Annotated in this window: 22 protein-coding genes and 2 tRNA genes; 17 read left to right on the plus strand and 7 right to left on the minus strand. The window is 30.0% G+C overall.

What is annotated here, in order from left to right:
* Positions 1–2: 2 nt before the first annotated feature.
* From AC2TEO_RS09115 to sufD, 7 genes are all read left to right on the plus strand, one after another.
* On the plus strand, positions 3–1,343 hold the full coding sequence (locus AC2TEO_RS09115) for a hypothetical protein (protein ID WP_442264519.1): 1,341 nt from the start codon (positions 3–5) through the stop codon (positions 1,341–1,343).
* On the plus strand, positions 1,344–2,111 hold the full coding sequence (locus tag AC2TEO_RS09120; protein ID WP_442264520.1) for an MbnP family protein: 768 nt from the start codon (positions 1,344–1,346) through the stop codon (positions 2,109–2,111).
* Positions 2,101–3,168 carry a cytochrome-c peroxidase gene (locus AC2TEO_RS09125; RefSeq protein ID WP_442264521.1) on the plus strand — a complete coding sequence of 356 codons (1,068 nt, stop codon included), beginning with the start codon at positions 2,101–2,103 and terminating at the stop codon, positions 3,166–3,168. The genes AC2TEO_RS09120 and AC2TEO_RS09125 overlap by 11 nt, the downstream gene beginning before the upstream one ends.
* A gap of 128 nt (positions 3,169–3,296) precedes the next feature.
* Positions 3,297–3,626: a HesB/IscA family protein gene (locus AC2TEO_RS09130; RefSeq protein WP_442264522.1), complete on the plus strand. Its 330-nt coding sequence runs from the start codon at positions 3,297–3,299 to the stop codon at positions 3,624–3,626.
* Positions 3,627–3,655: 29 nt separating this feature from the next.
* Complete coding sequence (sufB, locus tag AC2TEO_RS09135; RefSeq protein WP_442264523.1) at positions 3,656–5,104, plus strand: Fe-S cluster assembly protein SufB; 1,449 nt, start codon at positions 3,656–3,658, stop codon at positions 5,102–5,104.
* 59 nt (positions 5,105–5,163) lie between these two features.
* The gene (gene sufC / locus AC2TEO_RS09140) at positions 5,164–5,916 is read left to right on the plus strand and encodes a Fe-S cluster assembly ATPase SufC (protein WP_299622219.1); all 753 of its coding nucleotides are present in this window, start codon (positions 5,164–5,166) and stop codon (positions 5,914–5,916) included.
* A 25-nt stretch (positions 5,917–5,941) separates the two neighbouring features.
* Positions 5,942–7,255: a Fe-S cluster assembly protein SufD gene (gene sufD / locus AC2TEO_RS09145; RefSeq protein WP_442264524.1), complete on the plus strand. Its 1,314-nt coding sequence runs from the start codon at positions 5,942–5,944 to the stop codon at positions 7,253–7,255.
* Positions 7,256–7,350: 95 nt separating this feature from the next.
* Here sufD and AC2TEO_RS09150 read toward each other — a convergent pair whose 3' ends face one another.
* The gene (locus AC2TEO_RS09150) at positions 7,351–9,882 is read right to left on the minus strand and encodes a trypsin-like peptidase domain-containing protein (protein ID WP_442264525.1); all 2,532 of its coding nucleotides are present in this window, start codon (positions 9,880–9,882) and stop codon (positions 7,351–7,353) included.
* A gap of 372 nt (positions 9,883–10,254) precedes the next feature.
* Between AC2TEO_RS09150 and AC2TEO_RS09155 the strand changes: the two genes are divergently transcribed.
* A complete protein-coding gene (locus AC2TEO_RS09155; protein WP_442264526.1) occupies positions 10,255–10,968 on the plus strand; it encodes a DUF547 domain-containing protein in 714 nt (237 codons plus the stop codon).
* Positions 10,969–11,115: 147 nt separating this feature from the next.
* Entirely contained in the window at positions 11,116–11,910 is a 795-nt protein-coding gene (locus tag AC2TEO_RS09160; protein ID WP_442264527.1) for a DUF547 domain-containing protein, read from the plus strand.
* A 78-nt stretch (positions 11,911–11,988) separates the two neighbouring features.
* Here AC2TEO_RS09160 and AC2TEO_RS09165 read toward each other — a convergent pair whose 3' ends face one another.
* Positions 11,989–12,360 carry a VOC family protein gene (locus tag AC2TEO_RS09165; RefSeq protein ID WP_442264528.1) on the minus strand — a complete coding sequence of 124 codons (372 nt, stop codon included), beginning with the start codon at positions 12,358–12,360 and terminating at the stop codon, positions 11,989–11,991.
* A gap of 11 nt (positions 12,361–12,371) precedes the next feature.
* Positions 12,372–13,250, minus strand: coding sequence for a DUF4349 domain-containing protein (locus tag AC2TEO_RS09170; RefSeq protein WP_442264529.1), 879 nt, complete (start codon positions 13,248–13,250; stop codon positions 12,372–12,374).
* 116 nt (positions 13,251–13,366) lie between these two features.
* Here AC2TEO_RS09170 and AC2TEO_RS09175 point away from each other — a divergent pair, with 116 nt between their 5' ends.
* Entirely contained in the window at positions 13,367–14,260 is an 894-nt protein-coding gene (locus AC2TEO_RS09175) for a hypothetical protein (RefSeq protein ID WP_442264530.1), read from the plus strand.
* The gene (locus AC2TEO_RS09180; protein ID WP_442264531.1) at positions 14,257–14,724 is read left to right on the plus strand and encodes a hypothetical protein; all 468 of its coding nucleotides are present in this window, start codon (positions 14,257–14,259) and stop codon (positions 14,722–14,724) included. Before AC2TEO_RS09175 ends, AC2TEO_RS09180 begins: the two co-directional genes overlap by 4 nt.
* A gap of 2 nt (positions 14,725–14,726) precedes the next feature.
* Here AC2TEO_RS09180 and AC2TEO_RS09185 read toward each other — a convergent pair whose 3' ends face one another.
* The 4 genes from AC2TEO_RS09185 to AC2TEO_RS09200 all read right to left on the minus strand — a co-directional run bounded on the left by AC2TEO_RS09185 (position 14,727) and on the right by AC2TEO_RS09200 (position 20,692).
* Positions 14,727–15,374, minus strand: a complete 648-nt coding sequence (locus AC2TEO_RS09185; protein ID WP_442264532.1) for a hypothetical protein — start codon at positions 15,372–15,374, stop codon at positions 14,727–14,729.
* A gap of 49 nt (positions 15,375–15,423) precedes the next feature.
* Positions 15,424–16,632 carry a DUF418 domain-containing protein gene (locus AC2TEO_RS09190; protein ID WP_442264533.1) on the minus strand — a complete coding sequence of 403 codons (1,209 nt, stop codon included), beginning with the start codon at positions 16,630–16,632 and terminating at the stop codon, positions 15,424–15,426.
* Between the two features lie 83 nt (positions 16,633–16,715).
* Complete coding sequence (gene odhB / locus AC2TEO_RS09195) at positions 16,716–17,924, minus strand: 2-oxoglutarate dehydrogenase complex dihydrolipoyllysine-residue succinyltransferase (protein WP_442264534.1); 1,209 nt, start codon at positions 17,922–17,924, stop codon at positions 16,716–16,718.
* A 41-nt stretch (positions 17,925–17,965) separates the two neighbouring features.
* Entirely contained in the window at positions 17,966–20,692 is a 2,727-nt protein-coding gene (locus tag AC2TEO_RS09200; RefSeq protein WP_299681354.1) for a 2-oxoglutarate dehydrogenase E1 component, read from the minus strand.
* A 198-nt stretch (positions 20,693–20,890) separates the two neighbouring features.
* Between AC2TEO_RS09200 and AC2TEO_RS09205 the strand changes: the two genes are divergently transcribed.
* The 6 genes from AC2TEO_RS09205 to AC2TEO_RS09230 all read left to right on the plus strand — a co-directional run bounded on the left by AC2TEO_RS09205 (position 20,891) and on the right by AC2TEO_RS09230 (position 25,925).
* Positions 20,891–20,964, plus strand: a tRNA-Asn gene (locus AC2TEO_RS09205).
* A 207-nt stretch (positions 20,965–21,171) separates the two neighbouring features.
* Positions 21,172–21,245, plus strand: a tRNA-Asn gene (locus AC2TEO_RS09210).
* Between the two features lie 141 nt (positions 21,246–21,386).
* On the plus strand, positions 21,387–22,484 hold the full coding sequence (gene xerA, locus AC2TEO_RS09215; RefSeq protein ID WP_442264535.1) for a site-specific tyrosine recombinase/integron integrase: 1,098 nt from the start codon (positions 21,387–21,389) through the stop codon (positions 22,482–22,484).
* 155 nt (positions 22,485–22,639) lie between these two features.
* Positions 22,640–23,155, plus strand: a complete 516-nt coding sequence (locus tag AC2TEO_RS09220; RefSeq protein ID WP_442264536.1) for a hypothetical protein — start codon at positions 22,640–22,642, stop codon at positions 23,153–23,155.
* Between the two features lie 451 nt (positions 23,156–23,606).
* Positions 23,607–24,335 (plus strand): hypothetical protein, encoded by a 729-nt coding sequence (locus tag AC2TEO_RS09225; RefSeq protein ID WP_442264537.1) that lies wholly within the window; start codon positions 23,607–23,609, stop codon positions 24,333–24,335.
* Positions 24,336–24,506: 171 nt separating this feature from the next.
* Positions 24,507–25,925: a hypothetical protein gene (locus AC2TEO_RS09230; protein ID WP_442264538.1), complete on the plus strand. Its 1,419-nt coding sequence runs from the start codon at positions 24,507–24,509 to the stop codon at positions 25,923–25,925.
* The last annotated feature ends 29 nt before the right edge of the window (positions 25,926–25,954 follow it).

Raw genomic sequence — 25,954 nt, forward strand, 5'->3', positions numbered from 1 at the left:
GATTGATTAATCACAAGCACATATTAACATTTTTAATATTACTTACTATTTTTTCTTGTAGTAGTGATCCAGATAAAGATGAAATTAAAAATCCAGATCCGTCTTTTTTAGGAGAATTAAGTTTTACAAAAACATTCGGAGGAACTAGAAATGAAGTAGGAAACTCTATTATAGCAACTAACGATTCTGGTTATATAATCTTAGGTTATGTAGACAGCATAGATGGTGATATAATTAACAAAACTGCTAACGATTCCGATTATTTAATTTTAAAATATGATGCTAATGATAATTTACAATGGCAAAAATCATATGGTGGTTCTAAAGATGATCGAGGAAATTCGATTATACAAACTAATGACAGTGGTTTTGCTTTAATAGGATTTAGTAAAAGTGACGATGGTGATGTTGGTATAAATGAAGGAAACTCCGATTTTTGGTTTCTTAAACTCAACCCTTCTGGCGATATTAGTTGGAAAAAAACTTTTGGCTTTTCAGGTAATGATTTTGGCACATCTGTTATCCAAACTTCAGATAATGGTTATTTAATTATTGGTGAATTGGATGTTACCTCTTCTGGCGGACTAGGAAACTCAAGGTTTTTAAACAGACATGCTGGCGGAGATTTTTGGGTAATTAAATTAAATGCATCTGGCGATACAGAATGGACAAAGTTTTTCGGAGGAACTTTTACCGATACAGCTTTGGATGTTGTTCAAACGGATGATAATAGTTTTATTATTCTAGGAACTTCTGATAGTACAGATACAGATATTACAGATCCAAAAGGCGATTATGATTTCTGGATTATCAAAATTAGTAACACTGGAAATTTAATCTGGGAAAAGAATTTTGGGGGCTCACAAATAGATAAAGCTGCTAAACTAGTTAAAACCAACGATGGTAACTTTTTATGCGTCGGAAACACTAGAAGTTCTGACAAAAATATTACAAATAATAATGGCGGCGGAGATCTTTGGGTAGTTAAAATTTCTACAAACGGAAATCTAATTTGGGAAAAAACTTACGGCGGTACAAATTTCGATGCTGGCACTTCAATTTACCCAAGTAAAAAAGGTGATTTTATTTTAGTCGGAAACTCTAGAAGCACCGATAATCAATTCACTAACAACGGTCAAAATGATGCTTGGATCTTAAAAATATCTTCTAACGGAAACACTATTTGGCAAAATTTTATTGGAGGAAGCAATATAGACCTACTTCACGATGTTATTGAATTAGATAATGGAAATATTGTCGCCGTTGGAGAAAGTAACAGTAATGACAAAGATATTTCAGAAAACAAAGGTTTTTCTGATTTATTAATAGTTAAAATCAAATAAATGAATAAAATAATCACCTCTTTAATTACATTATTATTACTCGTTTCTTGCTCAAGTAATGAAGATGACACTTTACAAAGCAAAAAAATCACGATCAATTTTGTTCATAAATGGGATGATACAGTAGTTACAAAAGCAGATTTTAATACCGAAAAGTTCGAAACCAGAAATGAAGATAAAGTAAGTATTGAACGTTATAGATATGTTTTATCTAACATTAAGCTAGTAGATGCAAATAATAACGAAACTCCTCTATCTGATTATTTACTTGTTGATCTTGGTGAAGAACAAAACTTAATTTTCGAAACTGATAAAATTGTACTTAATGGTACATACAGTCTTAATTTTACTTTCGGTTTTACTGATGAAGATAATAAAGATGGAGAATATAGTGATTTAAATGTTGACTTTTTCGTTCCTTCAAACTTAGGTGGCGGATATCATTACATGCAATTTGATGGTAAATTCACCAGTGCAACAACTACAACTGCTACAGGCTTTAATTATCATGTAATTAGAGCAGCAAATATTACGGACCCTGCAAATCCTACATATCAAGATACTTCTATAGCTGTTAAATTAACAGATATTAAAGTTACAAATAATGATGTTATCATCAATGTAAATGTAGATATTAATCAATGGTTTGAAAACCCAAATACATGGAATTTAAACACATTAAACCAAATGTTAATGCCTAATTTTGATGCTCAATTATTAATGAGCTCAAATGGCACAACAGTTTTTAGCTTAGATAGTGATTCGTAATTATATTTTTTTTCTAACAATATTTTTTTTTATTTCTTGTTCTTCTGATACTAATGGAGAACAAGAAACATATACACCTGTTCCAATTTCATTAAACACTCCTAAATTATTTAGAGATAAACTTATTGCTCCTATAATTCCTAGCACAAATCCGACAACAGTAGAAGGAGTTCGATTAGGAAAAAAATTGTTCTTCGACACCATTCTCTCTTCAGACAACTCTATTTCTTGTGCATCTTGTCATGATCCAAAAAAATCATTTACAGATAATTTACAATTTAGTAAAGGAGTAAATAACACATTCGGAACTCGCAATTCAATGCCTCTTTTCAATTTAGCTTGGAATTTTGATGAGCGTTTTGCTTGGGATGGTAAAGAATTTGGTTTAGAAGAACAAGCTTTCGAACCGGTGACTAATCCTATGGAAATGAACAGTGACTGGAAAGTTGTAGCTACAAAACTTAAAAATCACAATGAATATCCACTATTATTTAAAGAAGCATTCGGTAATATTGAAATAGATTCAAACTTAGTTGTTAAAGCTATTGCCCAATTTGAAAGAACTTTAATTTCTGGAAACTCTAAGTTTGATAAGTTTTTGAACAATGAAGTTGAACTTACTCCAGAAGAACAAAACGGGTTTAATGTTTTTATGGAAGAAAGTAGAGGAGACTGTTTCCATTGTCATGGAAGTGAAAATAATCCTTTATGGACCGATAATAAATTCCACAATAACGGATTAGATGAAAACTTTACAGATTTAGGATTAGGTGCAGTTACAGGAGACCCTAATGATAATGGTAAATTTAAAACTCCTTCACTAAGAAATTTAGCTTTTTCCTCTCCTTACATGCATGATGGTCGTTTTAACACACTAGATGAAGTAATAAATCATTATTCTGAAGGACTTAAAAACTCTCCTACTATAGACCCTTTAATGAAAAAAGTTGCTCAAGGCGGAGTAGGTTTAACGGATAAAGATAAAGCTGATTTAAAAGCATTTCTTCTAACACTTTCGGATACTGAATTCGTAAACAATCCTGAATTTCAGAAATAATTATTAAACTTTTACTACAAAATAGTTAAACATTATAGTTGCATAGATCATATTCATTCTAAAAATAGGATAATATGACATTTTGTATATATCTTTGCACTTAATTTAGATTTAATCAATTTTAAAACATGATAAAAGTTTCAGACACAGCTAAAAAGAAAGTTGTTCAATTGATGACCGAAGATGGTTTTGATGCTACAAACGACTTTGTACGTGTTGGTGTTAAAAGCGGTGGTTGCTCAGGACTTTCTTACGATTTAAAGTTTGATAATTCAAAAGAAGATAATGATAAACTTTTTGAAGACAATGGTGTAAAAATTATTGTTGACAAAAAGAGTTTCTTATACTTGGTAGGAACTACACTAGAATATTCTGGTGGTTTAAACGGTAAAGGATTTGTATTTAATAATCCGAATGCCAATAGAACTTGCGGTTGTGGAGAAAGCTTCTCTCTATAACATTCATTCCAACAACTGAAAACTTGACGATGAGTAAATATACAGAAGACGATTTAAGAGAAGAGTTAAAAACCAAAGAATACGAATATGGTTTTTATACCGATATAGAAAGTGAAACATTTCCTAAAGGGCTTAATGAAGATATAGTTCGTGCTATTTCTAAAAAGAAAAACGAACCTGAATGGATGACAGAATGGAGATTAGAAGCTTTTAGAATTTGGCAAGAAATGGAAGAACCAGAATGGGCTAATGTTAATTACGAAAAGCCAAAATTCCAAGATATCTCATATTATTCGGCTCCTAAACAAAAACCAAAATTAAATAGTTTGGATGAAGTAGATCCAGAAATGCTAGCTACTTTCGAAAAATTAGGAATCTCTTTAGAAGAACAAAAACGTTTAGCTAATGTTGCTGTAGATATCGTTATGGATTCTGTTTCTGTAGCTACTACTTTCAAAGAAACTTTAGCCGAAAAAGGAATTATATTCATGCCTATTTCAGAAGCAATTCAAGAACATCCAGAATTAGTAAAGAAATATATTGGCTCTGTAGTTCCACCAACAGATAACTTTTATGCTGCATTAAATTCAGCAGTTTTCTCAGACGGATCTTTCTGTTATATTCCTAAAGGAGTTCGTTGTCCTATGGAATTATCTACATACTTCAGAATTAATGAAGGTGGAACAGGACAATTTGAAAGAACTTTAGTAGTTGCTGACGAAAGTAGCTATGTTTCATACTTAGAAGGATGTACCGCACCTCAACGTGATGAAAATCAACTACACGCAGCTGTAGTTGAATTAATTGCTATGGACGATGCAGAAATTAAATACTCTACAGTTCAAAACTGGTTCCCTGGTGATGCTAAAGGAAAAGGTGGAGTCTTCAATTTTGTAACCAAAAGAGGATTATGCGAAACAAACGCTAAAATTTCTTGGACTCAAGTTGAGACTGGTTCAGCTGTTACATGGAAATATCCTAGTTGTGTATTAAAAGGAAATAACTCTGTTGGAGAATTTTATTCAATTGCAGTAACTAACAATTACCAACAAGCAGATACAGGAACAAAAATGATTCACTTAGGTAAGAATACTAAGTCAACTATCATTTCTAAAGGTATTTCTGCTGGTAAATCACAAAATAGTTATCGTGGTTTAGTTCAAATAGGCTCTAGAGCAGAAAATGCAAGAAACTTCTCTCAATGTGATTCTTTATTAATGGGTAACGAATGTGGAGCACATACATTCCCTTACATTGAAGCTAAAAATAAAACGGCTCAAATAGAGCACGAAGCAACTACAAGTAAAATTGGTGAAGACCAATTATTCTACTGTAATCAACGTGGTATCGATACTGAAAAAGCCATTGCACTTATTGTAAATGGATTCAGTAAAGAAGTATTAAATAAATTACCGATGGAATTTGCTGTAGAAGCACAAAAATTATTAGAGATTTCTTTAGAAGGAAGTGTCGGATAATTCAATAAATAATTAAAACAAAATTAGAAATCAAGCTTTAAGCTAATAGCATAAATAAGATGTTAAAAATTCAAAACTTACACGCAGAAGTAGAAGAAAAATCAATCTTAAAAGGATTGAATTTAGAAGTAAAAGCAGGAGAAGTACACGCAATTATGGGACCTAACGGAGCTGGAAAAAGTACAATGGCTTCTGTTATTGCAGGTAAAGAAGAGTATGAAGTAACTTCTGGAACTATTGAATTAGAAGGTGAAGATATTAGTGAATTAGCACCTGAGGAAAGAGCACATGCTGGAGTATTTTTATCATTCCAATATCCTGTAGAAATTCCTGGGGTAACAGTAACAAATTTCGTTAAAACATCTATCAACGAATCAAGAAAAGCACAAGGTTTAGAAGAAATGCCTGCTAAAGAAATGCTACAAAAGATTCGTGAGAAATCTGAATTATTAGAAATTGATCGTAAATTCTTATCACGTTCTTTAAACGAAGGATTTTCTGGAGGTGAAAAGAAACGTAATGAGATTTTTCAAATGGCAATGTTAGAACCTAAATTAGCAATCTTAGATGAAACAGATTCTGGTTTAGATATCGATGCATTACGAATTGTTGCAAATGGTGTAAACAAATTAAAATCTAAAGACAACGCTGTTATTGTTATCACACACTACCAACGTTTATTAGATTATATCGTGCCAGATTATGTACACGTTTTACACGATGGTAAAATCGTTAAGACTGGAGATGCTTCTTTAGCCTTAGAATTAGAAGCTAAAGGATACGATTGGATTAAAGAAGAAGTGAACTCGTAATTCATTTCAAAAACAACACTAGAGAATGGAATTAAAAGATAAATTAATATCATCATACGTTGCTTTTGAAAATGGATTGAATGTGAATTCTGACGTTCATGATATTAGATCAAAAGCGCTTCAAAATTTTGAAAAACTAGGCTTTCCTACCAAAAAGTTAGAAGCCTGGAAATACACTTCTTTAAATTCAGTTTTAAAAGAAGATTATAGCCTATTCCCTAAAGCTGAAAAAGCTGTTGAGTTAGCAGATGTAAAGAAATACTTCATACATGATATTGATACATATAAAATCGTATTTATTGACGGAAAATATAGTTCTTTTTTATCTGAAACTACTCACGATAATATTGACGTTTGTTTATTATCATCTGCTCTAGATAAAATTAAATATAAGCCCGTAATAGAAAATTACTTTAATAAAATAGCTAAGCAAGACAATTTAACATCTTTAAATACTGCTTTTGCTAATGAAGGAGCCTATATTTATATACCTAGAAATGTAGAAGTACAGAAGCCTATACAAATTATTAACTTTACAACAGGGGCAGAAAATGCAACAATGGTTCAACCAAGAAACTTAATTGTTGCTGAAAGAAATGCACATGTACAAATTATTGAACGTCACCAAAGTTTAACAGATCATCCTGTATTAACCAATTCTGTAACTGAAATTTTTGTAGACACGCATGCTAATGTTGACTATTACAAAATTCAGAATGATAACGTTAACGCTTCTTTAGTTGATAATACTTACATCGAACAACAAACAGAAAGTGTTTGTTCTGTACATACTTTTTCTTTCGGAGGAAATATTACTAGAAACAACTTAAACTTTTACCAAAAAGGAGAACATATTAACTCTATTCAAAAAGGAATTACTATTCTTGAAGGTAAACAACATGTTGACCATCATACATTAGTTCATCATATTGAACCTAATTGTGAAAGCCACCAAGATTATAAAGGAATTTACGGAGATCGTTCAACAGGAGTTTTTAATGGTAAAGTAGTAGTTGAGAAAGAAGCTCAAAAGACAAATGCTTATCAACAAAATAATAACGTCTTAATTAGTGATAAAGCAACTATAAATGCTAAGCCTCAATTAGAGATTTTTGCAGATGATGTAAAATGTTCTCATGGATGTACTATTGGCCAATTAGACGAGCAAGCATTATTTTATATGCAACAAAGGGGAATTCCAAAAAAAGAAGCTAAAGCTCTTTTAATGTATGCCTTCGCTAATACAGTATTAGAAAGTGTTAAAATCCCAGAAGTAAAACAAAGAATCAATAAACTAATTGCTAATAAACTAGGAGTTAACATTGGTTTTGACCTTTAAAAACAATAATATTTTACTAAAATATAAAGCAAAAACCCTCTTGAAATCAAGAGGGTTTTCTAGTCAATTCAATAAATAATTATACTACTCATTTATTATTCTTCAATAATAAATTTCTTACTAGTTTTGGTAAACTTATTTTCTATTCTTAAAATATAAACTCCTGAATTTAATCCATTTGTTTGAATTGTTTTTGACGGATTTATATTTCCTTTTTTAACAACTTGTCCCAACATATTTACTATATTATAAGAAGCATCTTTTAAGCTTCTATTCGGGCCTAATATTTGTAATGCATTTCCTCTTTTCAATGGATTAGGCGCAACTTGGATAGTTGTAAATAGATCTTCGTCTTCATCACCTAATACATCAACTCTAGTTCCAAAAGATTCAGCAACAACCATATTTGAATTTTCGCAAGAGCCTTCATAAATTCTAACATTAGAGAATGTAGAATTATTACCTGACCCTCCATCATTATCATTAATAAACACTAAACGATCCATATTTCCAGTATAAGAACTTCCTACTGGAATAGTATATGTTACTGTTCCACTAGTATAGTTATCATAATTAGTTATTCCATAATTTTGAGTACCGTGTACTTTAAAATAACGAGAAGATGTTAACGTATTATCATCCTCGAAACCTACTCCATGAATCTCTCCTTGTGAGGTACTAGAAAATTGAAATTCTATTACTGTATTAGCAGTAACAGTATAATTCATAGGTAAGTATTTCCAAGTATTATTTGTTAATGTTAAAGAAGCACCAGAATTTCCAACAGATGAAGTACCATCGGCATCTTGGTTAGAGAATGATGTAATTGAGAAATCATTAAAGTTTAAGGCTGCACATGCTGGAGGATTAGGGTCTCCTCCACTAGACAATGATAAATCATCTATTGCTATGTCACTAGACCAACTTGAGCCAGTTGTACCCACAAAACGTAATCTTAATTCACTTTGCCCTAAATAACTACTTAAGTTTACAGAAACACTATTCCATTGATTACCTTTATTTCCAGAATCATTCCATAAGCTTGTCCATGTAGATCCATCAGTAGAAGCCTCTAACTTTAAAGACCCAACACTTGTTCCATACATATGATTACTAAATGAAAATGTTGCAGACGACAAACCTGAAAGATTAAAACAAGGACTCTCTAAAATAGCAGTAGCATTAGAACCTATTTGACCTGTACTTCCATTTGTAGAAGCTTCTAAAAACAAGTAAAAACTTCCATCTGCACCAGAACTTGGCCCTGTTCCTGAAGAAGGTGTACCAGAAGCATCTCTTACCCAATTTCCATCATCTCCACTTGCTTGCGTCCAACCAACATTAGATTCAAAACTTTCTCCATAAGGAAAAGAACTAACAGTTGAAGTACATTGAGTAGGGTTTGGTGGATTACCTCCCCCTCCATTATTATCAACTCCATTAGTAGGCATATCATTACCTATAGAAGAAATTAAATCATCACTTCTTCCGAAAGAACCATTAGGACACTCACCAGTATTATGAATAGCTAATACCAAATTAGAATTATAATCAATTACAGGAGAACCAGAACTTCCTCCTTCAGTATCAGCAAAATAATTAATTGTTTTTTGAGGTACACGTGGAGTACCACAATCTCCTACACAATTTACTGTAGAAAAACCACTATCTGTATTTACAGAAATTTCTTTTCTTCTACCACCTGGATGCTGAGGAATATAAATTCTATCACCAGCAGAAGGCAAAGCAGAGCTTAAACTTAAATATCCATAAGTAGCAGTTGGGTTAGTCGGTAATTTAACTAAAGTATAATCTAAACTAGAACTTGTTTTTATAAAAGTAGCAGATGAAGCAACTACGTCAGAACTAGCGGCACTTGTACCAGCACAATTTGTATTTTGGTAATTAAAAACGAAATCTGTGTTTTGAGCTGCTGAAGAAGAACCTATACAGTGATTATTAGTCATTAAATGACCTTCGTTTCCTAATAACCAACCTGTACAACTACTACTACCATTGATTATTAAACGACAAACTGCTTTTGCTTTTTCAAACATTTCAGTTCCTTGATAACAAGCTATTTGCTCTTTATTATCACTAGAACATATAGCTCTATTTTGTAAAGATTTGTTATCATCAAAAATTTTAGCAAGTTTTTCATTGCTATATCCGTAAGCTACTCTAGCAATTTCAAATCCTTTATGGTTTTCAATTTTACCATAAGAATACAATTTCACTTCTACTTTATCATCAAATAAAACTTTAGACCAGAAATCACTAATCATAGTCATATCACTGTCTACTATTTTACCTTTACCTCCGTAGATAATTTTTTCTCCAGTAGTTTTACCAGTAATCTCAACATAATCGCCAGGAGCTAAATCAAAATCTTTAAAATACAATTTTACATAAGCTGAATTCTTAGAATAAAATTCTTTTTTGAACACCATATCAGGTTTACCGTCAATGTTTTTAAATTTTAATTCCTTTAGATCTTGATAACTTTTAGTCATCTTAACATCAGAATCAAATTCATCTCCAATTTTAAAAGTTTTTTGTGCTTGAATACTATGAGCACATAGGAAGGAAGTGACTAAAAAAGTCACTTTGAAAAAGAGTTTTTTCATTTTGAAGGGTTTATAGTTGGTTAATAACTTATTAACAAATCTATAAATTAAACATAAAATATACAATTTTTTATCTTAAAACATACATAAAGCATAATAATTTTAAACTTTTTAACTAAAAAAACAAACAAAAATCATTTTAAAGAGACTTAAAATACTTCTTTTAAAAAATTAAATTTTGTTAATTTTTACTATCAAACAAACCCCTTGAAAAACCTAGCTAAACTTCCTTTTTTTGAATTTAAAAACACTTAAATTTTAACATAATTTATTTTTGTTTTAATTTTTTTTACCGCGCATTTGTAATGTATTTTTTTTTTACCCGTCTTAATCTTTGTAAATAAATTCCCCCCGCGGACAAATTAACACAAAATGAAAAAACTATTTATTACTTTATTATTCAGCACATTAACATACAGCATCCAGTCTCAATCTAACGAAGTTTTTAACGCACTATTAAAAACCTATGTGACTTCAGACGGAAAATTAGATTACAAAGGTTTAAGAAAAAACAAAGCTGTTCTAGACATTTATTTAAATCAATTAGAAGCTACAATTCCTTCAAAAAAATGGTCTTCTAAAAAAGCTAAAGCTTTTTGGATGAATGCTTACAATGCTTACACTATTAAATTAATCATAGACAGTTACCCTTTAAAAAAGTTAACTGATATAAAAATAAAAGGAAGAAATGCTTGGAAATTACCTTTCGCTAAGGTGGGTAAACAAACATATTCTTTAGATTATATTGAACATAAAATTTTAAGAAGATGGCACGATGATGCTAGAATACACGTTGGTATAAATGCAGGATCTGTTTCTGGACCTAAATTCCCTAACTACGCTTTCAGCGCGAAAAACATTGATCAAAAACTAGAAAGTTTAATGTCTGATTTTATAAATGACACATCAAAAAATAAAATTACTTTAACTAAAATTGAAGTCTCAAAGATTTTTGAGTGGTACCAAGAAGATTTTACATCTAACAACACACTAGTAGACTATATAAATAAATATTCTAAAACTAAAGTAAATGATAATGCTACAATTTCATACTTAGAATATGACTGGAGCTTAAACGATAAATAAGATAATTATCCCTTGTTCATAAATAATCCTAAAAAAACGAGTAGTTTAAAATCTACTCGTTTTTTTTTTAAATCTTCACAAACCAAAACTATATCACTGAAATTCATTATATTAGAGTGTTTTGAAAAAACACAATTTTAATTAATTATGAAAAATTTCTTATCCCCAATTATAATTCTACTTTGTTTTAATACAATTTATGGTCAAATTGAAGATTACAATACTATTCTTCAGCAAAATATTAACCTTAATGGAAAGATAAATTATAAATCAATCCTAAAAAACTCTGACAAACTAAACTCTTATTTAGATTATTTATCAAAAACGAAACCAAATGAAGAGTGGAGCAATAATAAAAGAAAAGCCTTTTGGATTAACGCATATAACGCATATAACGCATATACAATTAAGATAATTATTGACAATTACCCTCCTAAAAAAGAAACAAGCATAGAAGAAAAACAAAATACAAATAGCACTATTGGTTTTATAGTCACAAGTACAACCAATAATAGTATAGTGCATATAAAGAAAAAAGGTAAAGATGCTTGGAATTATCGTTTTGCTAATGTTGGAGGTAAAGTTTACACATTAAATGAAATTGAACATGGTATTATTAGAAAACAGTTTAACGATGGTCGTATTCATTTTGGATTAAATGCGGCAAGTTACTCTGGTCCTAGGTTTACAAATTCTGCATTTACTGAAAATAATATTGAAGAAAATTTAGAAAAACTAACCAAAGAATTTATTAACGACTCAATTAAAAATAAAATAACCAATACAGAAATAGAAATATCTAAAGTTTTTGAATGGTATCCAGAAGATTTTCAAATGGGAGATATTATTGCTTTTATTAACAAATATTCTGAAGTAAAGATTTTACCTAATGCTAAAATCAGATACATGAATTATAACTGGAAACTTAACGATCAAAATTAATTTTTTTAAACAACTACATAACTTATCAGATAAAGCGGACTAGAAATTCTTCTATTCCGCTCTAACTGACTTTCATTTTTATACATGTTGATCTATTAAAATTGTGTTTCCATCAGGATCAAAAAACACAATACTTGCAGGACCAGTTGTAGTTTCATCTGTTTCTTTTTCTAATTTGATGTGGTTCTCTTTTAAGTGTTTTTGAATCGTTCTAACATCATCAAATTCTTCTAAATTATTTGCATTTTCATCCCAACCTGGATTAAATGTTAAAATGTTGTTTTCGAACATTCCTTGAAATAAACCAATCAACGAATTTCCATTTTTCATGATTAAATAGTCTCGTTCCATTTCTCCAGCGAATACTGAAAAACCTAGTGTTTCATAAAACTCTTTTGATTTTTTTAAACTTTTAACAGACAAACTTATTGAGAAAGCACCTAATTTCATTGTAAGAAGATTTAGTTAATATCCTCTAATTTAGTATTTTTTCTTTTTCGGTATAACAAAAATCCCACAACACCTATTAAAATCACTGGCCAAGTATGTACTAGAGTTAGCACTAAATTCTCTAGAAAAGTCCAACCAAAGGAAATCGCTCGCTTAAATTTACTGCCAAAAGTTTCTGTTTTTATCTTTGAAAATTTATAAGGAATTTCTTCATATAATTTTACATGAATTGTGCTTAACATTACTCTATTGGATAAGTATTTCAATCGACCTTGTGCTGCTTCAATTTCTTCCTGAATAGCACCTAACTTCTCTTCTGCATAAATAATATCTTCTACGGTTTTAGCTTTCTTTTTTAATATGGTTTCATAACGTTCTTTAACTTGAAGTTTTGTTGCTAATCTTGTTTCTATGTCTAGAAATTCTTCAGTTACATCTTGAGTACTCACATTCTCATAATCTAAAACTTCAGCATAAGTACTAATCGAATCTAATAATACATCGAAAGATGCTTTCGGTACTTTAATTGTAAAATTATTTTGCTTCTGATAAGAGGTGTTTTCATATCGCAAATTTGCTATGTAAGCATTATACTTTTCGAGTAAAGTTTTTATTTGAGCAGTTGTTGTTTTTACATTTTTAACTTTAAGTTTTAACTCTCCAGTTTTAATAATTTTTAATTTCTGTTTTTCAATAGTTTTAATAGTTGGTTTATCTTTTACTTCTTCTGAAGCAGCAAATGCTTTCAAATTACTTTCCTTAGCGAAACTTTCTGAAACACTGATATTCTCATTATAAGATGGAGATTTGTCGCTACACGCAAAAACTTGTGATAATAATAAAAACAACATCAACAATTTTAATTGGATTTTGATTGAATAAACTTTCATAACTTTATATTTAATAATTCGTTTTACAAACCTATTTTTGTTGCTATACATAGCCTTGTAAAACACTTGTAAAAGCTTTGTAAACTATTTTACAAAACAAAAAAGCTATTAGAACTTTGGAGAAAACCGAATCTTATCACTTTGATTTACTTAAAAAAGAGCTTGTTGTTACTTTTTTAAAAACGCATAGCGCACCAAAAACCATTGAAGATTGGAAAGGAGAAGACATTGTTCTTTTTCAGGAAGATTTATTTGATAAGGTGAAAGGAAAGGTCAGTGAAAAATGGTTTTATACCTATTGTAAAAACACTTCTGATAAATTACCAAGAATTGATATTTTAAATTTATTAAGTAAGTATATTGGCTACGAAAACTGGAATGATTTCGTCACTAAAAATGAAAAAGAAAGAAGTCATGTAATTCCAAAAAAAACTCTACTCTTCGGAATTTCAATTCTTTTAATTAGTATTATCGGATGGACTTTAGTAAAACCTAAAACTAATGAATTTGTATTCTGTTTTGTAGACCAAATTACAGATATTCCAATTACCAAATCACATTTAAATATTACCGTACTATCCAAAACAGAATCTCCTTTGTATCTTAAAACTGATAGTTTAGGTTGTTTTCGACACAAAACTACAGCTAAACAAATCACTTTTGTTGTGAGTTCTCCTTACCATAAAACAGACACCATTACACGTCGTATTGTATCTAATAGTAATAATAAAGTAAGAATTGCTTCTGATGATTATTCTTTAATGTTAGATTATTATGCGAATAATAATGTGAAAGACTGGAAGGTTCGTCAACTAAACTTAAATAATTTAATTTCAAATAATGCTAAAATCTATCGTTTTTACGGAAATGATTTGGGGGTAGAAGTATATTCGAAATTAAACTTTATTCAGCTGATTTCTACTCCAACGAATACTTTAAAGAAAATTAAAATTCTTGATAAAGTTATTGAGCATGGAAAAATTGTTAAACTTAAATTTATTGTACAATGAAACAGTTAATCTACATAATTTTAGTTTTACTATTTATTTCTTGTGCGAATAAAGAGATGAATAAAACCTATGATTTCACTGCTAAAAGTTATACCGAAACTTCTGCTTTAGAAATCACAAAACATGAACTCTTAACAGAGAAGTTCAATCAGTATTTTGATTTATTAAAATTGAAAGCCACTCATCCTGATTTTGAAGAAAACATAATCAATCAACTACAAGAATTATCTCAGAATAAAATATTAGAAATCAATTCAGTTAAAGAGGCTGAAATTGAAAATATTCAAGTAACTGATCAAATTACCTTTGTATCTGATTCTATTGAAAAAATTAAAATTAATTATGATTTGGTTACACCTAAATTAACCGTAAAGGATTCAATTTACGCCTACAAAACCTCTTCTGAAATAACTATAGATGGTGTTAGTTTTCCTAGTTTAAAAATTAAATTTTCTAAAGAATAACCTTATTTCTTCGCGTTTTTTATCACTGCTCTCATTAAAAAATAATATGCTGTATTATATAAAACAACACTTAAAATGATAAAAAACAATGATGTTCCTGTAATTTTCTTTGAACCAGATAAAGTATCAGAAAAAATAAAAATAATAATTGATAATAACATTTCTCTATTTCCGAAAGCTCCTCCTTTTGTAGTAAATAACGAGAAAGCTATAGCTAATAATAGTAATAAACTAAATGTTGTTGCTACAGCTAAATAATAAAAAGTACTATTTACATATAGAACATAAAATATAACACCAAAGAACACAGAAGTTATTCCTAATACTTTAAAAAAAATAATGTAATCTATTTTACTATTCAAATCATAGATTAATTTTAACCAACTTAATCTCAAGCAAACTAAACTTAACATCCCCAGTAAAGTGTAGTCATTTAAAGAAAATAAAAAACCTGTTAAAACAATAAAAAAGGATAATATCAAAAAACTTATCTGGATTTTTTTATTAGTAAAACAACCATACAAAACAACTGCTGATAAACTTAATATTCTAGGCAACCACAACAAATCTTTACAACCATAAAAAATCGTTAAGACATCAACAATACTAAATAAAATAAATAAGATTAAAAGTAAATGCTTAAAATGCATTTTTAATGGATCTTTATAAAGGTTAATCTATAAATATATAAAAGTATAATTAAACATTCTTTTTTAACCTAAAAACCTTTTTATAAGTAAGACATCTCCATAACCATTCTAATGGACCAAATTTAAAATAGTACAACCATATTCTACTAGTAATAATTTGAAAAACAAAAACTAGTAGTGCTATTAAAAAAGTTTGTGAGGGACTAAAAGTTTCATACAGCGATAAACCTACGGAAGAAAACAATAACAAACCAATAAAACTATGCATTAAATAATTCGTTAATGCCATTTTACCTACATGTTTTAAAGGTGACAAAACCTTTCTGAATTTTGTTTTATACCACAACCAACTCATTATCCATAAATAAAATAGTCCCATAATTACATCTGAGATAACCATAAACTTTATAAAAAGTTGTCTTACAATATCAATTTTATAGACATCTAATTTTACCAATACATAAAGAAATAATATTCGATACAGATTAGAAACAACTGCTACAATTAGTACCGGTTTTTTAATGTTAATTATAAAACTTTCTAGAGATTCATATATCTTATTTTTTCCTAGATACAAACCCAATAAAAACATTGATAAGGCTATTGGAGCAAGAAATCCGATTAGCATAGGAAAGTTCGCTCCATATTCTAAAAACCGTAATTGCACACCTTCAAGATAAGATCCATTTCTTATTATATTTCTTACTGATTCTCCTGAATGGTTTATTAAAAATTGGCTAGAATCATAACCTACAACATTAAATAATCGCTCAAATACAAAATCGTAAAAAGGAAAGAGTAAAAACAACAATGATAATCCTAAAATCAATCGGTTCGATTTTTTAATAAAAAACACCGTTAACAAACCCAGAAAAGCATACATATTTAATACATCTCCAGACCAAAGTAAACTGATATGTAAAAACCCAAACAAGAATAAGAAGAACATTCTCCTGATAAAAAAAGCAGTGCTCATTTTTCCTTTTTCAGTTAATTTAATGGCTTGCATAGAAATTCCTAGACCAAATAACAAAGAGAAAATTGGAAAAAACTTAGTATAAAAAAACAACTGCAAAACTTTCTGAGCAATAACATCAACACTAGATGTCCATTGAGTAGCGAATTCATCTTGATTTAAAAATGTAGAATTCATGATCACGATATTCACAACAAAAATTCCGAGAATAGCAAACCCTCTATAAACATCTAATAATTCTATTCTTTTTGTTGTAGCAATTTTTGAATCTTGTAGTTTCATTTTATTGATTAATTATGTGACAAAAAAAATCCTACACTGTTTAGGTATAGGATTTTTTAATTTTATATTCACTTTAAAGAAAATTACATTTCTAAAGCTTTCTTAATATCTCCGTTCATTAGTAATTCTACAGGATTTTCTAAAGCCTCTTTAACAGCAACTAAGAAACCTACAGATTCTTTACCATCAATAATTCTGTGATCGTAAGATAAAGCTACATACATAATCGGACGAATAACAACTTCTCCGTTTTCTGCAACTGGTCTGTTTACAATATTATGCATTCCTAAGATTGCACTTTGTGGAGGATTAATAATTGGTGTAGATAACATAGAACCAAATACACCACCATTTGTAATTGTAAATGTACCTCCTGTCATTTCATCAACAGTAATTTGACCTTCACGAGCTCTAATTGCTAAACGCTTCACTTCGCTTTCAACACCTCTAAACGTTAAGTTTTCAGCATTTCTAATTACTGGAACCATTAAACCTTTTGGCCCAGACACAGCAATTGAAACATCTTGAAAATCGAAAGAAACCATTTCTTTACCATCGATCATAGAGTTTACAGCTGGATACATCTGTAACGCTCTAACACAAGCTAATGTGAAGAAACTCATAAACCCTAAACCAACTCCGTGTTTCGCTTTAAAAGCTTCTTTATATTCGTTACGCAAATCGAAAATTGGCTTCATATTAACTTCGTTAAATGTAGTTAACATTGCCGTTTCATTTTTTACAGCAACTAAACGCTCTGCAACTTTTCTACGCAACATCGATAATTTCTTACGCTCAGAACCACGAGCTCCCATTCCTGGAGTTCCCATAGATGGAACAGCTTTTACCGCATCTTCTTTAGTAACTCTTCCGTCTTTCCCTGTTCCTTTAACAGTAGCAGCGCTAATTCCTTTTTCAGCCAAAATTTTCTTAGCTGCTGGCGACGCAGTTCCTGTTGCATATGTATCTTTTGCTGGTTCAGCTTTAGGAGCTTCTTTTTTCTCTTCAGCTTTTGGTGCATCTTCTTTCTTCTCTGCTCCACCTTCTGGCTTAGCAGCACCCATATCTATATGACAAACTACAGCACCAACTGCTACAGCATCTCCTTCTTCTGCTTTTAAAGTGATAATTCCGCTTTCTTCCGCTGGTAATTCTAACGTAGCTTTGTCAGAATCAACTTCGGCAATTGGTTGATCTTTTTCTACATAGTCTCCATCTTCAACTAACCAAGTTGCTATTTCTACTTCTGTAATTGATTCCCCCGGAGAAGGAACTTTCATTTCTAAAACCATCAGTATTAATTTTTATATCTGAAATTTATTTTATTCTTTTTTTATTTATCAAAAACTTTAGCAATAATTGCTTTGTGGCGCTCTTCTGAACGCTTTTTAGAACCTGCAGCGGGAGCAGCTCTGTATGCATCTGAAACGCATTCTAATCTTGCGTGCTCAAAACGCTCTAACATGTGCGACCAAGCTCCCATATTTTTAGGTTCTTCCTGTGCCCAAACATAACTTTCAACGTTTGGATACTTATCCATAACTTCTTTGATTTTGTCGTTATGTAATGGGAATAATTGCTCAATACGAACTAAAGCAACATCTTCTCTACCTAATTCATTACGTTCAGCTAATAAGTCGTAATAGAATTTACCCGTACAGAATACCATTTTCTTCACTTTAGCTGTATCGATTGTATCATCGATTACTTCTTGGAAAGTTCCTTCAGCTAATTCTTCAATTGTACTTACTGCCGCTGGTAAACGTAATAAACTCTTAGGAGTAAATACCACTAAAGGCTTTCTGAATTCACGTTTCATCTGACGACGTAAAATGTGGTACATATTTGCTGGTGTAGAACAATTTGCAATTGTCCAGTTATCTGTAGAACAAGATTGTAAGAAACGTTCTATTCTTGCTGATGAATGTTCTGGTCCTTGACCTTCATATCCATGAGGTAATAACATTACTAATCCGTTCTGTAACTTCCACTTGTCTTCTGCTGAAGAAATATATTGATCGAAAACGATTTGTGCTCCGTTAGCAAAATCACCAAACTGTGCTTCCCAGATTGTTAAAGTATTTGGTGCAGCCATTGCATAACCGTAATCGAAACCTAAAACTCCGTATTCAGATAAATGAGAGTTGAAAATTGTTAACTCTCCTTTATTTTTAGGATTTGTGTTTAATAAGTTTACACGCTCTAAAGTATTTTCATCACGCATGATCGCATGACGGTGAGAGAATGTTCCTCTTTCTACATCTTCTCCAGAAATACGAACATTGTAACCTTCTTCTAGTAAAGTTCCGTAAGCTAAATTTTCGGCAGTACCCCAATCCAACTCATTTTTTTCAAATACCATATCTGCACGTCCTTTTAAAATACGTTCAGCTTTACGAACAAACTTATGTCCGTCTGGTGTTGATGAAATTACTTTTGCAATATCTTTTAATGCTTCAACAGAATATGTTGTATCTGTTGGCTGTAACATATCTTCTAATTGCTTACGCACGAATCCGTCCCAAACGTCTGGCATGAAATCTTGAATCTTAGAAGTTGTTTTCTTCTTTGATTCTGTAAACTCAGCCTCTAAATGCTCTTTGAATTCGTCTGTAATTTGTTTCACGTAATCTTTAGTTATTGATCCATCTTCTAATAACTTTGCTACGTAAATTTCTTTCGCATTTTTATGCTTCTTGATTAATTGATATAATTTAGGCTGTGTAAAACTTGGTTCATCACCTTCGTTATGACCATATTTACGGTATCCTAATAAGTCAATAAACACATCTTTTTTGAATTTTGCTCTGTATTCCACAGCAATTTGCATTGCGTGACAAACAGCTTCTGCGTCATCTGCATTTACGTGTAATACAGGAGACAATGTTACTTTTGCAACATCTGTACAGTATGTACTAGAACGAGCATCTAAATAATTCGTTGTAAAACCAACTTGGTTATTTACTACAACGTGAATTGTTCCACCCGTTTTATATCCGTTTAATTGTGCCATTTGCACAACTTCATATACAATACCTTGACCTGCGATTGCAGCATCACCATGTACTAAAATTGGAAGAATTTTAGAATCATCCCCATCATAATCTAAATCCACTTTAGCTCTAACAATTCCTTCAGCAACTGCATCTACAGTTTCTAGGTGAGAAGGGTTAGGAACTAAGTTCATTTTCATCTCTTGACCACCTCTGTACGATTTACTTAACGTAAGACCTAAGTGATACTTTACATCTCCATCTATAGTTTCATCTTCGAAATCTTTACCTTCAAACTCGCTAAATAAATCACGAACAGGTTTTTTAAAGATATTCACTAATGTATTTAAACGACCACGGTGAGCCATACCTAAAACACACTCTTGAACTCCATATTTTTCAGCAGCATCACGAAGCGCCACACTAATACCTGGAATTAAAGTTTCTCCACCTTCGACAGAGAAACGTTTTTGACCTACATATTTTGTTTGTAAAAAACTCTCGAAAGTAGAGGCTTGATTTAATTTAGATAAGATGTATTTTTTTTCCTCTAAATTATAACTTGGGTGATTGTCGTTTTTATTCAAACGATCTTGCCACCATTTAATCTCTTCTGGATTTCTAAGATACATATACTCTACACCAATACTATCGCAGTAGATGTTTTGTAAATGCTTAACGATTACAGATAACGTTTGCGGGCCAATACCTAAAATTTGTCCGGCATTAAATACCGTTGTTAAATCTTGATCCGTTAATCCGAAATTTGCTAAATCTAAAGTAGGCGTATATTTTCTACGCTCTCTTACAGGATTCGTTTTAGTGAACAGGTGTCCTCTGGTACGATATCCATTTATTAAATCGATTACTAGAAACTCTTTACGAACTTCTTCAGGAATCTCTATCTCTTCTTCATCAGTTAACGAGTAATTCTCGTTTGCTAAATCATATCCTTGGAAAAAACTTCTCCAACTTGGTTCAACAGCATCTGGGTTTTTCTGATATTGTTCATACAACTCTGAAATAAAACCAATGTGTGCTGCATTTAAGAACGAAAACTTGTCCATATAAAACAATTGTACTTTTCTGTAATAAGAATAACTAATACAAAAGTACAACTTTTAGTAAAATAGCATTCTTTAATTTTAAGATTTTAATTTTGAGACACTAATTAAAAAAAAACGTTTTTTTTCACTAAAAAGTTTGCGGAATAAAAAAATGATGTTATATTTGCACTCGCAAAACACAAATCTTGTGTCGCAAACTCCTCCTTAGCTCAGTTGGTTAGAGCATCTGACTGTTAATCAGAGGGTCCTTGGTTCGAGCCCAAGAGGGGGAGCAAAAAAGTCCAGCAGAAATGTTGGACTTTTTTTATTGAATTTATTTTCAAAAAAACTCACATCTAGTTATTATCCTATCTCATTCATTCTTAACTGATTTAATTCTCTCAACAAAATTTCTTCAAAGAATTACGTGAAATAACGTTTGCGGAATAAAAAATGATGTTATATTTGCACTCGCAAAACACAAATCTTGTGTCGCAAACTCCTCCTTAGCTCAGTTGGTTAGAGCATCTGACTGTTAATCAGAGGGTCCTTGGTTCGAGCCCAAGAGGGGGAGCAAAAAAGTCCAACAGAAATGTTGGATTTTTTTATTGAATTTATTTTGGTCTTCAAACTCTATTTTTTTGTATCGTCTTCGTATTTAACCATTTTCATTTAAATTACTATTTTAGCAATGCTATAAAAGAAAATTGCTATGATGACTAATTCTAATGTTATTTTGGAATGTACTACCCATAAAGGAAATTCACAAATCACTATTCGCTTTATTTACAACAAAGAAATCATTAACATCATTAAAAATTTGAATGGTATAAAATGGAGCAAAAGCTTAAAAAGTTGGTATTTATTGAAATCCTCAGAAAACATAAATAAAATTTTAAACTTACTAGAAAACCATAATATCTCTTTTACAAATCGTATTATTAGAAATCAAAATAAAAAACACATCACAACATTTCCGGTATCTTATGAATTATTATTAAAAAGAAAGAGATACAGTACCAACACAATAAAGGTTTACACTTCTTCTCTTAAAAAATTTATAGATTTCTTAGATAAAAAACCTATTGAAAGTGCAACCGAAGAAGACATTAGAAACTTTCAAGACTACCTAATTCAAAGAAAAAAAGTATCTATCAGCACACAGAATCAAGCCATAAATGCTATTAAATTTTATTTTGAAAAAGTTTTACAGAGAGACCGCAAAACATATTATATAGAACGACCGAAAAAGCCAAAGCAACTTCCAAAAGTTTTAAGTGAGCAACAAATTTTTAAGATATTAAAACACAGTAAAAATTTAAAACATAAGTTTATTTTAGCTTTACTTTATTCATCTGGCTTACGCATAAGTGAGTTATTAGCCTTAAGAAAAGAAGATATTTTATATGATAAAAATCTTATATTTGTTAGATCTGGAAAAGGAAACAAAGATAGAACTACAATTTTCGCAGAGCATATGAAAAAATTGCATAATCTATATATAAATGAATATAAACCAAATTATTGGTTAATAGAAGGATTTAATAGAAAACAATATAGTAGCAGCAGTGTTGCTAAAATTTTAAAAAGAGCTGCTTTGAAGGCAGGAATTTCACAAAATGTCACTCCACATATGTTACGCCATTCATTCGCTACACATATGTTAGAACAAGGTATAGATTTAAGATATATTCAAAATATTTTAGGTCATGGAAGCAGCAAAACAACTGAAATTTACACAAGAGTTACTAGCAAGTCTCTTGCAAAAATAAAAAGTCCATTAGACACTTTTTTAGACAATAAAACAATATAAATCAAACACTTAAACAACAACAAGATAAATGTAGATATACTGCATTTAAGTTTATACAAACGTTACCCACAATAATGAGAAACGCGATAATATATGTTATTTTTCTTTTTTCCTTTTACGGTTTTTCACAGACTAATAAAGAATTTATAACAGACATGGAATTGTCAACTTCTGATATTGATTCAATAGTTTCAAAAACTGAAAAATTTATAAACTCTGAAATACTCCGTATTGAATTAATCAAAATTTTACCGAAATGTAGGAAGGTAAAGTTTTTCAATGATAATGGAGATAAAATTTTGGAAAAGGAATGTGATAACGAAACTATAATTAAAAAAGAGTACATTAAAAATAAAAACTGGAAAGTTGAATTGGAAGAAAAATTAATTGGACAGAAAACCGAAATAAAGAAATCGGATTTTACAATTTTTCTTAATAGTTTGTTTAACCAAAAAACAGATATAGAAGATTATACAGTAGATTCATGTTACGCTCCTCGTCATGGAATCATATTTTATGATTCTAATGAGAATATAGACGGATTTTTTGAGATTTGTTTTGAATGTAGTAATTATAAAATAGTAGGAGAGATTCCAAGATTCATTTTACTATCTAAATCAAAATTCAATAAACTTTCTGAATTATTTGATAAATATGATATGAAGGAATAGATACTGTGGGTAACACCGTGTATAATTCATTGCTTAATTCTGGATTCTTTAGGAAGTATTCGCTGAAACTAAAAACCAATAATTTTTAGTTACATTTGGAAAAAAAACGCAACTAATAATACACAAACCGTTATATGCAAGCCGCATTATTTATCATAATGGCGACTTAAATAAAAAATAGTCAATTTATTTAGTAAAGTCCGCGCCTAGAAAAACCTCGACATAAAAGAACATCTTTAAATAATAGCTTTTAAAATATATAGTCCTTATTTTTCAACTAATAAAGAGCCAGCAAATAACAGTGTGTATATTTAGTTGCGGAATACTAACTTTTTTAAACTAAATCATATTATTCCAAACTCAAAGCTTTTTTATTAAATTTACAGAAAAAGCGCAAAAAAACATACACATAAAACGTTAGCTGTAATAGAACTTAAACCAAAAGATAAATATGATTAGAAGCATAGTAACTAAGTTAACTTTAATCTTAGTTTTTTCATCTTTAATTTCATGTTCTAAAAAAGACATTAAACAGTCAGATGTTGAATATTTTTTTCATGACTTTTATTGTTTTGACTTTGTAAAACAGTGTGAATTAGAAATTGTAAAACTAAAGAATCGTGACACAATAATTTATGTAAATTCAAGTCAAAACCATGGAAACTATGAAGAGTTTCATGGTAAATTAACAAGAATAAATGACACTATTTATCATGTAAAACCTTTCAAACATTATATTCAAAAAGGAAATATTCAAATGCCTGAGAGAGTAGTCAAAGACAGTGTTTTTTTCTATTGTGATAGTTCATTAATAAATAAAGAATTAAGTATTGAGTACTTAAACGGAAGAATAGAAAAACATAGAATTAATTCAACAGAGAATAAAATTTGGATAAACGAGAAATTATTTAATAATAAACAGAACAGAATCTACATCAAATTTAATCACAAAAACCCTGTAGTAAATGAGATTGTTGAAATTGTTTCTAAGTATAGCCCGAAAAGATCAGATATTATTTTTTCTTCAGAAAAAAAGTCAGACGATTTTTATGTTATAATTAATAAGAATAGAATAAAAACTCTTAGCATTGGAGAGGAAAATAATGAATCTTATGGCTTAAAATTTAGTGTAAAGAAAGTAAATTCAGATAAAGAAATTAAGAAAATAATTTATAGATAAAACTACAGCTAACACCGTGTATAATTAATTGCGGCTGAATTTACTCATCGGAAATTCAATCTTATTAATTATCTTTCCGCAACATCGGAAAACGACTCGCGTCCTTTTCCCGCAAAAAATCATACACAAATACGTTACCTGCAAGCTGAAAATCAAGATTAATCAAAACCTATGATAAAAGTTTATTTTGACTGGAATGTTTTATCCCAAATGAAAAATGGAAAACACGATGAATTGAAAGAGCTAATATTAAACAATGAAAATTTATTAATACCCTTTTCAACTTCACACATAAACGACATATCCTCTAGCTTTAAAGAAACATCAAAACAGCAAGAATATATAAATTCTGATTTAGAATTTATTTCTGATATAACAAATGAGTATTGCCTTTTTAATAATGGAAAAGGAATCATATTAGACTATTATCCGCCAAAAGAATTGTTTGAACAAAATATCTCTGACAAAAACACATTCAAAGATATAAGTATAGATGGATTATTAGAAAACTTTGAAGATGATGAATTAACAAAAAGGCTTGTAAAACCAATATTTGATTTACTCAAGTCTATTCCAATTGAAGAGTCTTTTAAACAAGCTTTTGAAACACCTGAAAGTTCTGAAGTTATGGAAAAAATGTTCCCTGGTTTAAAAGAAAACCCTACAATAGAAGGTTTCTTTAAAAGTTTTAGTAAAATGAACTTCAATCTTAACGAATTGGAAGATTATAAAGATTTAAGAAAAACAGTTCAAAGCGGAACAGGAATTAATAGAGATCAAATATTCGATACAAAAAAACCATTTGAATTCATTCAAAAAACTTATGATAAATTAGGTTTCAATCCTGAACAGTTCTATCCTGAATATCAAAATGCTCCAAAATGGTTTGATGATATAACAAATACATATCTAAAACTTGATATGCACGGTTACCAAGAAGATACTGTAAATATCAAAAAAGGCAGAAAAGAAACATTTAAAAATACAACTGATGATGCTTTTCACGCTGCCTTTGCTTCAACTTGTAATATTTATGTAATTAATGATAACAGATCTTTTAAAAAAACTAAAAAAGTATTTGAGGAACTAAATATAAATACTAGAGTTTTCAAACCCAACGAGTTCTTAGAATTTTACAAAAAATTCTTCTATTTTGATAACCCTAACCTCGATTTAAAAATTATGCAAGATTTATTAAAGTCAGATAGTTTTTATGATTCAAAATCTGAAGATGGCATTTTTAGAACATTTTATTTTCCCTATTTTTTATTTGGTTTTTTTAATAAAATTGGAGTCTTTTATCCTACCAACACAGAAGAAGAAACAAGTACTTTCTTAAGTCAAGACAAACCTACAAATTGGTTTATAATCGATAAAGAAGTTAAAAGGTTAGTCAAAAGAATGTTAACTTATTTTGGTAATGATATAGATAATGAAGGAGAACTGAGAGATAATGAATTTAATAAAGATAAATGGGATGGTCGGAAATGGAAATTTGAGAGCCTAACTCTAAGACTTCAAGCAATAAATGGTTATGTCCAGTTATATTTTGATTTTGAGAATGAAAAGCCAGCAGGTAACAAGGTATAAAAATAATAAGGGTTATAGTGCAAAACCCA

This window comes from Tenacibaculum aquaeponti (genome assembly GCF_057221555.1).

Coding starts and splice junctions, on each gene's coding strand:
- AC2TEO_RS09120 (WP_442264520.1), top strand. CDS start 1,344: ATGAATAAAATAATCACCTCTTTAATTACATTATTATTACTCGTTTCT.
- AC2TEO_RS09185 (WP_442264532.1), bottom strand. CDS start 15,374: ATGCATTTTAAGCATTTACTTTTAATCTTATTTATTTTATTTAGTATT.
- sufD (WP_442264524.1), top strand. CDS start 5,942: ATGGAATTAAAAGATAAATTAATATCATCATACGTTGCTTTTGAAAAT.
- sufC (WP_299622219.1), top strand. CDS start 5,164: ATGTTAAAAATTCAAAACTTACACGCAGAAGTAGAAGAAAAATCAATC.
- AC2TEO_RS09225 (WP_442264537.1), top strand. CDS start 23,607: ATGATTAGAAGCATAGTAACTAAGTTAACTTTAATCTTAGTTTTTTCA.
- AC2TEO_RS09180 (WP_442264531.1), top strand. CDS start 14,257: ATGAAACAGTTAATCTACATAATTTTAGTTTTACTATTTATTTCTTGT.
- xerA (WP_442264535.1), top strand. CDS start 21,387: ATGACTAATTCTAATGTTATTTTGGAATGTACTACCCATAAAGGAAAT.
- AC2TEO_RS09200 (WP_299681354.1), bottom strand. CDS start 20,692: ATGGACAAGTTTTCGTTCTTAAATGCAGCACACATTGGTTTTATTTCA.
- AC2TEO_RS09170 (WP_442264529.1), bottom strand. CDS start 13,250: ATGAAAGTTTATTCAATCAAAATCCAATTAAAATTGTTGATGTTGTTT.
- odhB (WP_442264534.1), bottom strand. CDS start 17,924: ATGGTTTTAGAAATGAAAGTTCCTTCTCCGGGGGAATCAATTACAGAA.
- AC2TEO_RS09190 (WP_442264533.1), bottom strand. CDS start 16,632: ATGAAACTACAAGATTCAAAAATTGCTACAACAAAAAGAATAGAATTA.
- AC2TEO_RS09130 (WP_442264522.1), top strand. CDS start 3,297: ATGATAAAAGTTTCAGACACAGCTAAAAAGAAAGTTGTTCAATTGATG.
- AC2TEO_RS09165 (WP_442264528.1), bottom strand. CDS start 12,360: ATGAAATTAGGTGCTTTCTCAATAAGTTTGTCTGTTAAAAGTTTAAAA.
- AC2TEO_RS09220 (WP_442264536.1), top strand. CDS start 22,640: ATGGAATTGTCAACTTCTGATATTGATTCAATAGTTTCAAAAACTGAA.
- sufB (WP_442264523.1), top strand. CDS start 3,656: ATGAGTAAATATACAGAAGACGATTTAAGAGAAGAGTTAAAAACCAAA.
- AC2TEO_RS09230 (WP_442264538.1), top strand. CDS start 24,507: ATGATAAAAGTTTATTTTGACTGGAATGTTTTATCCCAAATGAAAAAT.
- AC2TEO_RS09160 (WP_442264527.1), top strand. CDS start 11,116: ATGAAAAATTTCTTATCCCCAATTATAATTCTACTTTGTTTTAATACA.
- AC2TEO_RS09150 (WP_442264525.1), bottom strand. CDS start 9,882: ATGAAAAAACTCTTTTTCAAAGTGACTTTTTTAGTCACTTCCTTCCTA.
- AC2TEO_RS09155 (WP_442264526.1), top strand. CDS start 10,255: ATGAAAAAACTATTTATTACTTTATTATTCAGCACATTAACATACAGC.